Source organism: Marinomonas pollencensis (assembly GCF_003387375.1).
Taxonomy (GTDB): domain Bacteria; phylum Pseudomonadota; class Gammaproteobacteria; order Pseudomonadales; family Marinomonadaceae; genus Marinomonas; species Marinomonas pollencensis.
The window spans coordinates 52,930-67,645 of the sequence record NZ_QUNG01000017.1 but is presented as its reverse complement, the minus strand read 5'-3'; the positions used below and the strand labels follow the sequence as shown (position 1 = coordinate 67,645).

Genomic DNA, 14,716 nt, shown 5'->3' with positions numbered 1-14,716 from the left:
AGAACAATCAACATAAAGCGAATTGACGTGTTTGACTCTCGTAAGTCTTCAATTTTTTTGATCAACTACATTCCGGTAAAACCGAACTGCGTTGATCTTCTGAAGACTCCAGCGAGCGCCCACACAAATTATCTGATTATCTATTTTAAAGAGCGTGCTGACTTGTTGGCTTACTTAGTAAGCTAGACATCGTCTTCGTTGTTGTGAAGCGTTGTCCGTGTCAGCGAGGGCGTATATTAAGGATCTACAGATTTAGTGCAACCCTTTTCTGAGAAAAAGTGACATTTATCGCAATTAATTTAAAAGAAAACAAAAACTGTTCAATTAACCATCAAAAATGCCACTTTCTGTTTGTTTTTTGCGCTATTAGTTAGACGGTAGGGCTTTCTTTTTCGCCTCCCAATCGACATTTGACGCACTAAGACCATGGCCACCAGCGTAACCTGCACTCTTAGGCTCTTCCCAATCTTCTAATGCACTGGCTTCTAGCTTATAAATCTCCACTTCCAACGGATGGCAGGTTGATAATGGGTCTTTTGCTTCTGGGCCCCATAGATCTACTGATAAGTCCCCTCCTGGGCAACAGGACAATGCACACAATAGATCTATTTCAGCAAAGAACTCTAGGTAGTCTCCCTGTTTGGCCGGGCACGCCTTCATGAAGTATTTATCGTCTTCATTAAGCCCTGTGCATTGGAAAATATTCAGCACATCATGAACATCAAATTCGGTTAATCCATAGGGCAGTACTGCACGCACTAAGTTTGAGTGGCAATGAAAGTCAAAATCTTCCCCCGTCAGTAATCGATTCACATAAGGGTCACAGCGTGTGCCTAATAAGTCATGCACTCTACCGCCTTCTGCGTCCTGTCCATACTCGGCAAGACTGTCATCGATAATGGTGACCATGGGACGAAGGAATGGTAGCGTTGACCAAAGACGGTCATGAATACTCACATGTGCTCTTTGCATCTGACGAGTTCGCGACGCCCACATACGCTCACGGGGATCGTGCTTATTCCACATATTAAAATCACCAACCTGTGGTCCTTCTGGCACCCGCACTCGAAAGACATGGCCTGCTGGCACTTCCCACGCTTTACCCGACCGCATCGGCACCTTTACGGTTTCCACTAACGTTCGCTTAACACCGCCTTCTTTTAGTGAATTATAAAAATCGGTATCAACAGAAAGCTTTGAACCTGGACCCGCTCGGTAAGCTGCTTCGACTTTACACATGACACTCTCCCGCTTTATTGACTGTTTGACTTAGCTTAATAAAACCGGACACTCAAATATAATGACTTTATTTAAAAACACATGACAAAAATTAAAGTAACAAACAGGAGAGGCGGTTAATGAGTCATCCATACAATGCCTTACACACATTTCACCTCGCGATCCGATTTAAAAGCTTGAAAACAACCGCTGATTTTTTGCATTTAACAGAGTCGGCCGTTAGCCATCAGCTTAAACGCCTAGAAGCCCAACTTGGCTATGCTCTGTTTTATAAATCTGGCCGACAACTCAAGCCCACCCTCGAAGGGCAGCGACTATCTAATGAACTGGCCGCCCCCTTTGATCATATCGACCAAATACTGTCGAGCGTGTCGGATACACCACGACCTCTGACTATTTACTGCCTACCGTCCCTTATTGAACCTTGGCTATTACCTCGCCTGTTGGCATTTAAGGAAAAGCAGCCTAATCATGAGTTTATTATTAACTACCTCTCTTCTGCCCCCGACTATTTAGATGAGTACAGCCTGCGCATTGGCAGTCATGAAAAGCATGGTCGCAGCGTTTACCTATCTACCCGCATTTTGAGTGGCGAGACCATTCCTGTTTGCAGTCCGATTTACTTAACACGATTTACCTTACCTGTATCCAATCAGGACATGTTAAAAGCGGACTTACTCCATGATAATAACCCAGACAGTTGGCAAGCTTGGTTTGCAACACAAGGATTAAAACTCAGCCAACCACCTCGTCTTTTATACGAAGATTTTCATTTGCTGAAAATGGCGACGATTGCAGCTCAAGGCATTGCCCTTTGCCCAAAAGCTCTAATTGAAGACGATTTAGCCAGTGGAACTTTAGTCTCTCTTTCACCCCACAAGGGCAACCTTGGCCGCTATTACGCCATAGAGCGAAATAAATATGCCCATGCTGATATTGTTGATTTATTCCAACACCTCACATGAAAAAAAACCAGTATGAGAAACATACTGGTTTTTAATACCACTGATGCCTAACAAGATAGCGCTAATTAACCACTCATAGATTGCTGTTCTCGACGGCGTTTTATTTCGTACACAATGGCTAGAATGACCGTAATTGAGATCATCACTAAGCCAAGAGCATTCACCGCTGGCGTTAAACCCGTACGTACCTTAGAGGCAATATATACGGTCAAGGTAGTGTCATAACCCTTCACAAACAAGGTGGTATTGTAGTTCTCAAATGACTGCAGAAAAGCGATGCCGGCAGCCGATATGATAGCGGGCTTCAAATAAGGCAATAATATACGTCGGAACGTTTGCCATTGAGTCGCACCAAGACTTAATGCGGCATTTTCTAAAGTACGATCAAAGCGTTGTAAACGCGCCAGTACCATCAGCATCACATAGGCAGCAATAAAGGTCGTCTGTGCGATCACGGTCAACATCACACCACCACTGACAGAAAAGCCCTTCCAAAAGATCAATGTGGAGATACCAACAATGACACCAGGTGTTAATAATGGCGACATCATCAGAGAGTACAAAAAGGTTTTCCCTCGACCTTGAAAAGTAGAAAGAAACAACGCACAACAAATCCCAATGGGCACCGCCACCACCAACACGCCAATGGCAACAATCACGCTAATCCATAAGGCGTGCCACATAGCACCATCTTCCGCTAACGCACTAAACCACTTTAGGGTAAAACCTTTCCAAGGAGAGACTGTTGGAAAACGACTGTCGTTGAAGGTCGCCAGCCCCATAATGATTAGCGGCGTAAACAAGTATAAAAAGAACACGCCAATATAGAAGCGAATACTCCAACGCAACATGGTTTCAGATCTCATTTTGCAATGTCCCCCAAACCCACTTTAAAGATACGCATCACCAAAGCAATAAAGCCAATACAAATAATCAACAGTAAGAAGGCATAAGCGGCACCTTGGTTCCAGTCCCCTCCTTCAAAGAACCAGTTGTAAATAATTTGTGTGAACCAACGACTTCCTGGTGAGCCTAATAATGACGGCACAGCATAACTACCAGCCGCCAACATAAATGTCATGATGCAACCCGTTGCAATTCCCGGCTTAGCATGGGGAATAATGACTCGCCAATGAGTACGGATCCAGCCTGCACCCAAATTACGCGCCGCTTTGACCTGATTAGTATCTAGACTCTCTATGGCGTTATAAATAGGAAAAATCATAAACAAAATATATGCATACACCATGCCTATTAAGACACCACCGTCACCTGACAGAAAACGTATAGGGCGATCAATAACACCCATCCCTAATAACATGGCATTTAATGGCCCTTTATAAGCCAAAATAATGTACCAGGCGAAGGTACGTAGAATTTCATTGATCCAAAATGGAATCACCAAGAGCAACAAACAAAACGCAGCTTGTCTGGGTGTTGCCACTTTGGCGAGGTAAAAGGCAATGGGATAACTTACCAACAAAGTAAGCACAGTCACTAACACACTTGACCAAATGGTTTTCAAGAAGATCTTTAAGTGTATTAGGTTACTAAACAGCGTCTCGTAATTCCCTAAGGAATAAACGTCTTTCGGGCCGCCTATTTCCGAAGGAAACAAATTAGGCCGAAACGAGTAGTCGACCATCAACAACTGAGGCAGAATGACCATCCCCAACAGCCAAATCGCGATCATACCAAGAATACCAACCGCCAAGCTGCTGCCGAAGCGCGCCTTAAGTTGGCTAAACATGATCACCTCCTATCACCACGGCATCTTCAGCACGATAAGACAAGGACACGGGTGCCCCCTTAATCAGGTCTTGTGTGTATTGATGGGAACCAAGTTGAATCGACAAACTGGTTTGCGCTTGCGTATTCGCATTCAGCGTCAAATAAGAGCCTTCGAAGTTCACTTCTTCGATCGCGCTGGGAATCGTCAACATATTACTGTCTGCTTGCAGGCGAAAATGCTCAGGCCGGATGAACACAGTCGCGTTATCTCCCACATTGACACCGTCTTGAACGCGCCCTTGTAAACGCCCTAACACGCCACAATCCAGTTCTGCTATACCATTATTCAGTTGTGCGACGCGACCACTAATGCCGTTGTTTTCACCAACAAAAGAGGCAACAAAAGCCGTTTTGGGGTCGCGATATAAAGTAATTGGGTCTGCGACTTGTTGAATTCTACCAGCCGACATCACTGCGACTCGGTCGGACATAGTCAAAGCTTCACCCTGATCATGAGTGATGTAGATAAAAGTAATACCGGTTTTTCGTTGAATCTCTTTCAGCTCAATACGCATATGCTGGCGCAGTTTTAGATCCAGTGCAGACAATGGCTCATCCAGTAATAGCACCTGAGGCTCAACGGCTAACGCCCGAGCAATAGCAATCCGTTGCTTCTGACCACCTGATAATTCGGACACTTTCTTAGTTCCGCTGCCCTCAAGAGCAACCAGTTCTAGCAATCGATCTGAGGCTTTTTTACGCTCAGCTTTTGAGACCCCTCGAACCTCCAAACCAAATTCAATATTTTCAGCCACTGTCATCAGTGGAAACAAAGCGAGGTTTTGGAAGATCATTGAAGTAGGTCGCTTATTCGCAGGGACGCCGCGCATCGCCTGACCGCCAATTTTCACATCGCCGTGGGTAGGGTCAAGAAAACCACTAATCATATTTAGAATGGTGGTTTTGCCACACCCTGATGGGCCTAAGAAACTAAAAAACTCACCAGACTCAATTTTCAAATCCGTTTTCTGAATAGCGGTGAAATCACCAAATTCCATAACGACATTATCTAGATGAACACTGCTGTCCATATTACCTCTCATTAATCTTTTTATAGGTGAAGATCGCTAGACGAAAAAGCCCCTCGCAGAGTCATACTACGAGGGGCTTCTCTTATTCTGCTTTACGCAGACAAATAGCGATCCTGATATTCGTTACGTAATGCAACATACCAAGGTTCTTGAATTGGCCACCACCACAAGTTGGCAAGATCTTGTTGTGTATAAGAACTATTGAAGAAATCTTTCGTCGCTTGCGGCAATAAGGCTTCAGCGCCTTTAGAAGTTGAGTTATAACCAGTAGATTCAACAAACATAGCGCCGGCTTCTGGTGTGTAATACCAGTTGATAAATTCGTATACCGAATCAACGTTATTGGCATTTTTAGGAATGACAAAGCCTTCCATCCATGCCAAGGCGCCTTCTTTAGGTGCACCGAACGCAACGGGCTCCCCTTCAGACTTCAGTTTAAACGCAGTACTGTCCCAAGTCTGACCAATGACGGCACCATTAGTACGGAATGCACCTTGCGCTTCATTTTCAGTTGACCAGAACTGAGCAATAGAAGACTTATACTCAGTGGCTACTTTTAAAATAACATCAAAGTTAGCGCGCATCGCTTTTTCGTTTTTATACGAGTCCAGCAATGGAAACGGCAGCTTACCCGCCTTTTCCAACCATAAACCGATGCCAACCAATGCAGAATGGCCACGCACCGTTACACCACCCGCATTTTCAGGCAACCACAAATCGCCATAGCTTAAGTTCTTAGGGTCCGCTTTTGCATACTCTGTATTATAAGCAATCGCTTCTGTGCCCCAATCAGCAGGCGCAAAATAACGTTCGCCCTTAACGATGCCACCCACTTCTGAGCCACTAATCGCACTGTCCAAACAGCCATCCCAATTAATGCGAGAAGTATCTAGAGGCTGAACTAAATCATAATCCACATAACCTGGCACACGGTCTACCGTCGGCATAATAATATCAAAGCCTGTACCATCCGTAGCACGTAGAGAGTTCATTAACTCATCGTTGGTACCATACGGGGTAAAGGTCGCATTGATTCCAGTTTTTGCCTTAAAATCAGACAACATAGCATCTGTTATGTATCCAGCCCACGCGTAGATACGAAGTTCTTTGTTTGCAGCAAGTGCCTGATTAATAGAAAAAGGGGTAGCGGCTACCGCGCCTGCGGCGGAAGCGCCTTTGATAAACTGACGACGTGAAAGGGTCATTCTAGAGCTCCTTGTAGTGGTGCAATTATAATTTGGTGTGCAGAAGTTTTACCTAACGCCTTTAAGCCAAACAGACGCCTACATGACTCTTATTTTTTTATTAAATGAGTAGTCAATAAAAAACCATAATACAAAACAATGGCAATATTGTTACAGATTAGCGATTAAAGCTTTTTCGAAGGTCGCATTTGGTCAAATTTTTGTCGCTTTTAAAGTAAAGTGATATTTTCCCGCGATATTAAGTAAATTAACTCAGCGCATAAGACCCAGTCTCCCCCTTTTTCCCTAGAGATCCAGATAGGAATGTTTCAATACTTTTCTTAAAACAGGCTACACTTTTGTTATCACAAATGACTTTCAAGGCAAAAAAAAACCAACGCCGTAACAGGCTTGATCGCAGCATGTTACGGCATTGGCTTTTTTAGTAAGAAGAAGACTTAGAAAAGTACGCGGGCTTTAACAGTACCGTCCACTTCTTTTAATTTCTCTAGGGCCATCTCACCTGCATCAGCAGACACGTCCATGACCATATAACCTAACTTTTCAGTGGTACGTAAGTATTGGCCAGTAATGTTGATGTCATTTTCAGAGAAAATGGCATTGATCTTAGACAACACACCAGGACGGTTAGCGTGAACATGAAGAATACGATGATTGTCTGCTTGTGAAGGCAAAGCCACTTCTGGGAAGTTAACTGCCGCAATCGTGGTACCAACATCAGAGTATTTAATCAGCTTCTCAGCCACTTCGATGCCGATATTTTCTTGTGCTTCCATGGTGCTACCACCAATATGAGGCGTCAAAATAACATTATCTAGACCGCGCAGAGGAGAAACAAACTCTTCTGCATTGCCCTTAGGCTCAACTGGGAATACATCAACTGCAGCGCCACTCAAATCGCCAGCTTTAATCGCTTCAGCAACCGCACCCAAATCTGCTACTGTGCCACGAGAAGCATTAATGAAGATAGATCCTTTCTTCATTTGTGCGACTTCATTGGCGCCAATCATCATTTTTGTAGAGTTGGTTTCTGGCACATGCAAACTGATTACATCACAGGTTGCTAGCAATTCGTTCAAGCTCTTAATCTGACGAGCATTACCAAGAGGCAACTTAGTCACGATATCGTAGAAGCACACTTCCATACCCAAGGACTCAGCCAATACGCTAAGTTGTGTACCAATGCTACCGTATCCAATGATACCTAAACGCTTACCACGAGTTTCATACGAACCTACCGCGGATTTAATCCAACCACCACGATGACAAGCCGCATTCTTTTCAGGAATACCGCGCAATAACAAAATCAACTGACCTAGTACCAGTTCTGCCACACTACGAGTATTCGAGTAAGGGGCGTTAAAGACAACAATCCCTTTCTCGCTGGCTGCCTCCAAATTCACTTGGTTTGTGCCGATACAGAAACAGCCGATCGCTACCAGTTTATTGGCATGGGAAAGCACTTTTTCTGTTAATTGTGTGCGGGAGCGAATACCAATGAAATGCGCTTCGGAGATCTTACTAATAAGCTCTTCTTCAGCCAGTGCCGTTTTATGGTACTCGATATTGGTATAACCAGCGGCATGTAATGCATCCAGTGCAGACTGGTGCACGCCTTCTAATAACAAGATTTTAATTTTGTCTTTGTCTAATGAGGTGTTGCTCATGGCTCGTTCGACTTCTCTATTATGGTGGGGGGGAAATTGTATAAATATGTTAACACAGATCATTCTATGTCGTATTCAAGATACAAGAATGTCGTTCATTCTGTTAAGAGCAAAACTCATGTAAATGCCCGTTTTCTTCTTTTCTGCGCATTGCTCAAAGAACCAACAAAATAATGAAATAATGCCATCAAGAAAAAAGGGACTCGATAGCCCCTTTTTATCATTATGCGCTTTCTAAGCGCTCCAAGAAAACGCCAGCTTCTACATGATGGGTATAAGGGAACTGATCAAACATCGCGTAACGAACCACTTTATGGGTGCTCGCTAATGCAATCAAGTTCGCTTTTAATGTTTCAGGATTGCAAGAAATATACAGTATACGGTCTACTTTTCGAATCAGTTCAACGGTCGCATCATCCAGCCCTGCTCGAGGTGGATCGACCAAAACAACCGCCGGTGACAAAGCATCTACACCTGCTTGCAGTAGGCTTTTTGGCAACTCGACATCACCGTTTAAAGCCGCCGAAACATCTTCACTGGCCATTTTTACAACTTGAACATTTTGCATGCCGTTCATCGCAATATTAAGTTGTGCAGAGTTCACCGATACTTTGGATATTTCGGTAGCAACAACGCGATCAAACCGACGCGCCAATGGAATAGAAAAATTACCATTACCACAGTACATTTCTAGCAAATCACCGGATTGACCTTCGGTGACATCCAGCGCCCATTCCAACATTTTTTCACTGATGCCGGCATTCGGCTGAGTAAAGCTGTTTTCAACTTGTTGGTAATGGAACTTTTGACCGTGTACCGTCAATGTTTCCATAACAAAATCGCGCGTTAGAATTTGTTTTTTCTTACGACTGCGACCAATGAAATGACAAGCTGGAAACGCGTCACTCATTAAACGAGCAGCTTGATTCCACTCCTCGTCAATTGGCTTATGGTACAGCAAGCTAATCAGAGCTTCGCCTGTGGTAGTGGTCAGAAAGTCCACTTGGAATAATTTGTGACGCAGCACAGGCACATCACGCACCGCTTCAATCAGCGCTGGCATCAATTCGTTAATAAGAGTGGAAGCGGCCAGAAACTGATCCGTCCGAATCGGTGTTCTTGGATCCGCAGAGTCAAACATGGCGTAATACAAGTCATCGCCTTCATGCCAAATACGGAATTCTGCTCTCATCCGGTAGTGAGTTGGCTTACTCGCAAACACCTCTAGTTCAGGCAATGACAAGTCAGCCATTAGGCGAGTGAGCTCAAGCTGCTTTTCTACAAGCTGCTGTTCGTATAATTCAGGTTGGATTTGATCCGGTCTCATGACACATTCTCTTAAAAACAATGGAAACTCACCACTTTGTGCGCGGCATTATACGAGTTCCAATCCGACAAATCTAATCAGGGTTTTTTATCTAAAAGTAGGAAATCACTTAGTCCCTAAATAGGGGTTACCAAAAAGCACTTCCAATGACAGTGTCAGGGAGAAATCAGCTTGATAATCATTGTCTGATTCATGCGTCATTTGCGGTTTAACATGGCCTATTAACCAGTTTTTATACAAGTGTCGGCTGTAATCAACAAAGTATAGAAAGCTATTGCCGTCAGTATCGTCGCCATCGGCCTGCAAGAAACTCAGCTGATACAGCAATTTGCTTTTTTCATTGAGCGACTGCTTTAAGAAGAAGTCTTCGCGGTAATATATTTCATCATCTTGAGCAAACCACGTTGTTCCAAACCGGCTTCCATATTGAAAATCGTCGCCCAACTGGTGCGCGTAGCCCAATTTATAACGCAGCCCTGTTCCTTCTGTATAATAAGCAAATGCCTCTTCTTGTTGATACCAACGCCATTGACCATAACGCTGACCTTGAGAAAAACGTGTGCGTAAAAAAGGATTCAATGGAAAGGCCAATAAAACACCCCCATCGAAATCTGCGCCCCAGCTTTTTTTAATATAGCGTACCGCCGCAGAGACATTAGAGTTGGCTACGGAATTCACTACACTGCTGTCCCGTGATGTTTCCGTGACTTCATTATCGCTGGTGAGATGATCTCCATCAGACTCAATCACAAAACGCAGCCTGTCTTTTGTATTGGGGAGTTTCAAGCGGGCATTAAAATCGAAAAAACCGTCTGCGCCATCGTCGCTCAAGATTGGACCGAAACGTAAACGCATGTAGCTTTCATTGGATAATACGTGTTGCTTACCTGACAAAAAGGCATCGATATTACGTGACCAATCGTCTACCGTTTCTGACACAGATCGATGTGTTGATTGCCACCAAGACCCCTTTTCGAGAGATTCTTGGTGACGCTTTTCTTGCTCATCTCGCGCAAGGTCTGTTTCGTCTGCTATCAAAGGTAAAGACACAAGAAGGCACCCTGACAACAGCAAAGCCTCCTTGCTTAATATCATCGTTAGCTATTTCTCAACATTTGTTGAATCATCAACGAGGAATTCTCAGCCGCTACTTTTAGATACTCCTCAAAGCTTTGTGGTGACTCTTTACCGGCGATATCTGATAAAGAACGAACAACAACAAAAGGCGTTGAGAACTTAAAGCAAACTTGCGCTACAGCCGCGGCTTCCATCTCTGCTGCCACCATATCAGGAAATTGCACTCTCACCGTTTCCACTCGAACAGGGTCATTCATGAAACTGTCGCCGGTTCCGATTAAACCAATTTTTGCTTTAACACGGTCGACTTCCTTAACCGCTGCTTGCGCACGCTGGATAAGCCCTGCATCGGCCTCATAAGTTGGTGGCATACTGGGCACTTGCCCCATCGGGTAACCAAACGCTGTGACATCCACATCATGATGAACCACTTGATCGGAAATGACCACGTCGCCCACATTCAGTTCTTCAGCAAAACCGCCCGCCGAACCAATATTAATAACGTACTCTGGAGCAAATTTTGATAACAATAAGGTCGTCGATAAAGCGGCATTGACCTTACCAATACCAGACTGTAGCAGCACGACGTCTTTCCCTTCAAACTGACCAATAAAGAAATCACAGCCTGCAATGCTCTCTTTGCGGACATCACTCATCCAAGATTTAATAACGGCGACTTCTTCATCCATTGCCCCAATTAAACCAATCACCTTACTCATCTATTTCTCCTAATAATTGGCATTGAATGAACTCCTTCAATGCACTTATTTGCTCCCCTGTATAAGGGAAACTCATTTCAAATAATACGACATGTTGCGGTCTTTCTAGCCAATCTTGCACCGTCAAACAGCGCACTTGGGGGTAATGATTTTGAACCCGCATTAATACACTACTGGCTTGCGGCTCCAATAAAATGATCACGGCATCTGAGTGGTAAGGCAATACGCTATCGTATTCAGAAAGATCTTCTAACCATTGAGCCGAAACAGAACGCTGCTCTAACTCCGCAAACAAAATAGCTTTAGCCACTCGACTGCCGCCGACCACTAGCCAAGATACACCTTGTAACTCAACATCGGCTGGCACAATTGCGTTACGTTGAGTTGTCTTCAGTAGAGCTTGGTGAAGAGCGTAATCAAACACGCTACTCGTTATTGAAATCACATCATAATCGCCAAGTTCAACAGCTTGTGCATTTAAACAAATAAGTGGCAGTTGAGAACGGTTATATTGGGACTCCAATTCTGCAACCATGGACAATTGTTCTTCTAACGCCTGACCACAACCAATAATAATGCTATCAAAACGCTCCACTGACGCGGCTTGTATAAAAAAGTCTTCACCTGATAAAAAGACCTTAAGCTGCACGCCCAAACGCAATAAGCTTTGCTTGACCCTCTCTGGATCAGGATAGTCGTTGATGACCCAAGCAACCACTAATCCACTAGACAATGCGCCATTTTCTTTTGCATACAACTCGAATGGAACATGGATACGTAAGCCATGATCACGCAGTTTATGGTATTGCCCAGAAAGCGACTTCAACACCGCCATGGACACCCACTGAAAGAAAGGTCGTGACACCATGTCATTGTTCACGACAATTTCCAAAACCCCAGTTTGAAAGCGAATGTTGATACTTTTGTCCTGGCTGGTATTACTGATTGCCATCATGAACACCAGGTGCAGTAAGCTTTTTACATGACGATTAACCGTCACTACCACTGCGCCAGACTCCACCGGACAATCAATCTGCAAAGAAGATGCGGTTAACCCAAGCTTATGCAAAATATAATGGCTTTCCTGACTTAACAACTGCCCAACTGACATCTGCTCTGTCACTTTGTCTGAGATCTGAATCCCTTCTAACGTTTCAACTACAAGGCCTAGCCAACCTTGCAAATAACCAACAGGTAAATGGCGTGGTAACTGCGCCAACTGTGTCATCTCACTAATTAAGACTTCGACTTCCAGCTTCTGATTCAAATCGAGCGGTGACGGTTTTAATTGCTCAAGCTGCCAAGACAGTCGTTTCTCTAACGTTGTATCACGCCCCACCAGTACAATACTTCGAAAGCCATTTTCATTAATAAATGCATGAGCACGCCAATAATAGATCTTATTTAACTGGCTCAGAGTCAGCTCAAAAGCGATACCAACACCGCCCTTCAATACTTCTTGAATCGCTTTATGGCAGGAGATCGGCATAAAATCGAAAATCGTTCGGGTATTTTGGTACTGGGGAAAAAGGCGAATAGCATCGTGATTTATTTCTTCAACCTCCGCCATTTCATTACAAAAAATGATGGCCGTATGAGTCGCCTCCAACAGCAATTGAAAACGACTCTCTTTGGCAGTGAGAAGGCCACGGTATTGTAAACTTTTGGTCTGAATAGGTTGTAATTCAGTGTATATTGTTTGATCGTTTTCAGGGAACTGAGCAATCATGCTGATGGGACTAAAAACAAGCCGCTTCACCAAAAATACCAAGAAGCCATAAAGACCAACAAGAACCAGAAGAACAAACGCTAAAACCTTTATCCAAGCCGATAAGATAGAGTCAGATATAGGCACGTGCTTCGACAGGCTCAAACGAAACTGGCTACCATATACCGGCGCCTCAATATCGCTCATCACAGACACAACGCTATCAGTAGGGTCAAAACCAACCAGGCTTTCTTGTAATAACAAAGCCCCTGTTTCACTGTCATATAGACTGACTAGATCTGCTTTTGCGCCACCTAATAACTCACTGGCTAAGGTGAGGTTATTGTTTAAAGAGATAAAGCCATAAAGATACCCAAGCAACTCTCGGCTCTTAGACAGCAACTTTTTCTTATACATTAAAAGAATCGCGTCATCCGTTGTGACGACCTTGACCCAACGATTAATTTTTCCGTGAACTAATAATTCAGACAAATTACTTTGGGTATACACCCGCGCCCTTGGATCGGTCGCCCCTTTGCGCTTTTCCCAGTTGATGTAGAAAAAATCCAGTCCACCGAAGAAGAGCACCTCATGATGGGAAAATAACATGTCTAACTCATGGCCAGGCTGATAGTCACCCAACACCAAATCTTGGCTAATATAGCCCATTTCATATTCGGCTCGGGTTAAATAGCTATTTAAGCCTTGCTCAACAACATGACTACGAACCAATAAGTTCGATTTCTCAGCATGACGAGTGACGCCTTCTATCGCTAAAATGGACACAAAGCCAATGAGCACAAACACTAAAACAAACAACAGCAGTATGCGATAGAACGCCGTTTTTTGTAGGCTGATGGCTTCTTTCACAACCCTTCCCCTGAATATCGATACGCTCGACCAATAAGTAGTTTCAAGCTATCTAGGTCCAAACCCGACGATATTAAAGAAGCTCTCGCCATGTAGAGCTTAGGAACAGGCTCGCCTTCAATGTCGCTTTTTATGCCTTCAGCAATAGCAATGGCCAGATCGTCCCAGCGAAATAAAGTACTGACCAATACTCGCTGACTGGTCAAATTAGACAATTCGTTATCCGAAAAACCCCAACTATTGGTGCGTACCTTTTGGTTAGGAAATTCCTTTAGTGCAGAGACCACACCATCTGAAATATTTTGCGTACAGCTGAAAATAAAATCGACTGACTTTGCTTCTAGTAAAACACGCGCCGCAGCACGCCCACTTTGGCGCGTACTGTCCATTGTTTGAATGCTCTGAATTGGCCGATTTAGGGCAGCCATGGCGTCTAGAAAGGCATCACACCTAAGGTCCCCTAACGCACTGGAGTCTGCTAAGAAAGCCGCAATTTTAGCCTTCGCAGGCAACTGACGATGCAGGTAACTAACCAGCATATTGACGACTTTTATCTTATCGAAGCCAACATACATAAAAGGGGCATGGTACTGCCAATTAGACAAAGGCGTCGCCATATCATAAAAGATCACTTTGACATGTGTATCGCGAAGCAACTGCTCGATGTAGCGACTTTGCACCATATCCAGCTCAGTCATCACCACATAATCAGGGCGAGAGCGTTTTAACTTTTCATATTCGATCACATCATAATGATTTCGTTTTCCATAAACCGTCTCTAGGCGATAGTCTATTTTTAGTTCATTTAAGCGGCGTTGAGCAGCATCAACCAGAGAGAGATTCTTCAGATTATTGGCACGCCCAAACAATAATATCGTGATATGTACGGGGCGACGTTGAAGAATATCGACAGGGTCAGGTGGCGCGTTGATCACAGCAGAAAACTGCTCACTAAGTGATTGTTGAGCGGGAAATAAAGAATAAAAGTGATGGCTGTCCATCGTAAACGACTGTACGTTAGCGGCTTGTAAAGGGATTAGCCAGCCAATCATAACGATTACAAACAGCTTGAAAGGTAGTCGTCGCATTATTTGATCCGATAACGCCTCTATAAAAG

The 14,716-nt window shown here is 44.0% G+C and carries 13 protein-coding genes; 2 read left to right on the top strand and 11 right to left on the bottom strand.

Features of this window, described 5'->3' with window-relative positions; all coding sequences use genetic code 11:
• Positions 1-186, top strand: a 186-nt coding sequence (locus DFP81_RS18390) for a hypothetical protein (protein WP_220343023.1), incomplete at its 5' end; no start/stop codon positions are given.
• A gap of 180 nt (positions 187-366) precedes the next feature.
• Here DFP81_RS18390 and DFP81_RS16840 read toward each other — a convergent pair.
• On the bottom strand, positions 367-1,239 hold the full coding sequence (locus DFP81_RS16840) for an urea carboxylase-associated family protein (protein ID WP_115899052.1): 873 nt from the start codon (positions 1,237-1,239) through the stop codon (positions 367-369).
• Between the two features lie 119 nt (positions 1,240-1,358).
• On the opposite strand from DFP81_RS16840, the gene DFP81_RS16835 reads away from it, so the two are divergent.
• Positions 1,359-2,204, top strand: a complete 846-nt coding sequence (locus DFP81_RS16835; RefSeq protein ID WP_115899051.1) for a LysR family transcriptional regulator — start codon at positions 1,359-1,361, stop codon at positions 2,202-2,204.
• A gap of 65 nt (positions 2,205-2,269) precedes the next feature.
• On the opposite strand, the gene DFP81_RS16830 is transcribed toward DFP81_RS16835, so the two are convergent.
• From DFP81_RS16830 to DFP81_RS16785, 10 genes are all read right to left on the bottom strand, one after another.
• The gene (locus DFP81_RS16830) at positions 2,270-3,070 is read right to left on the bottom strand and encodes an ABC transporter permease (RefSeq protein WP_115899050.1); all 801 of its coding nucleotides are present in this window, start codon (positions 3,068-3,070) and stop codon (positions 2,270-2,272) included.
• Positions 3,067-3,954 (bottom strand): ABC transporter permease, encoded by an 888-nt coding sequence (locus DFP81_RS16825; protein ID WP_115899049.1) that lies wholly within the window; start codon positions 3,952-3,954, stop codon positions 3,067-3,069. Before DFP81_RS16825 ends, DFP81_RS16830 begins: the two co-directional genes overlap by 4 nt.
• Positions 3,947-5,026 (bottom strand): ABC transporter ATP-binding protein, encoded by a 1,080-nt coding sequence (locus DFP81_RS16820; protein ID WP_115899048.1) that lies wholly within the window; start codon positions 5,024-5,026, stop codon positions 3,947-3,949. Before DFP81_RS16820 ends, DFP81_RS16825 begins: the two co-directional genes overlap by 8 nt.
• A 92-nt stretch (positions 5,027-5,118) precedes the next feature.
• A complete protein-coding gene (locus tag DFP81_RS16815) occupies positions 5,119-6,231 on the bottom strand; it encodes an extracellular solute-binding protein (RefSeq protein ID WP_115899047.1) in 1,113 nt (370 codons plus the stop codon).
• Between the two features lie 437 nt (positions 6,232-6,668).
• On the bottom strand, positions 6,669-7,898 hold the full coding sequence (gene serA / locus DFP81_RS16810) for a phosphoglycerate dehydrogenase (protein WP_115899046.1): 1,230 nt from the start codon (positions 7,896-7,898) through the stop codon (positions 6,669-6,671).
• A 223-nt stretch (positions 7,899-8,121) separates the two neighbouring features.
• Positions 8,122-9,225 carry a tRNA (uridine(54)-C5)-methyltransferase TrmA gene (gene trmA, locus DFP81_RS16805; RefSeq protein WP_115899045.1) on the bottom strand — a complete coding sequence of 368 codons (1,104 nt, stop codon included), beginning with the start codon at positions 9,223-9,225 and terminating at the stop codon, positions 8,122-8,124.
• Positions 9,226-9,330: 105 nt separating this feature from the next.
• Entirely contained in the window at positions 9,331-10,275 is a 945-nt protein-coding gene (locus tag DFP81_RS16800) for a hypothetical protein (protein WP_115899044.1), read from the bottom strand.
• A 47-nt stretch (positions 10,276-10,322) separates the two neighbouring features.
• Complete coding sequence (gene mtnN, locus DFP81_RS16795) at positions 10,323-11,021, bottom strand: 5'-methylthioadenosine/S-adenosylhomocysteine nucleosidase (protein WP_115899043.1); 699 nt, start codon at positions 11,019-11,021, stop codon at positions 10,323-10,325.
• Positions 11,014-13,599: a nitrogen regulation protein NR(II) gene (locus tag DFP81_RS16790; RefSeq protein ID WP_115899042.1), complete on the bottom strand. Its 2,586-nt coding sequence runs from the start codon at positions 13,597-13,599 to the stop codon at positions 11,014-11,016. The genes mtnN and DFP81_RS16790 overlap by 8 nt, the downstream gene beginning before the upstream one ends.
• The gene (locus tag DFP81_RS16785; RefSeq protein ID WP_115899041.1) at positions 13,596-14,687 is read right to left on the bottom strand and encodes a substrate-binding domain-containing protein; all 1,092 of its coding nucleotides are present in this window, start codon (positions 14,685-14,687) and stop codon (positions 13,596-13,598) included. The genes DFP81_RS16790 and DFP81_RS16785 overlap by 4 nt, the downstream gene beginning before the upstream one ends.
• Positions 14,688-14,716: the final 29 nt, after the last annotated feature.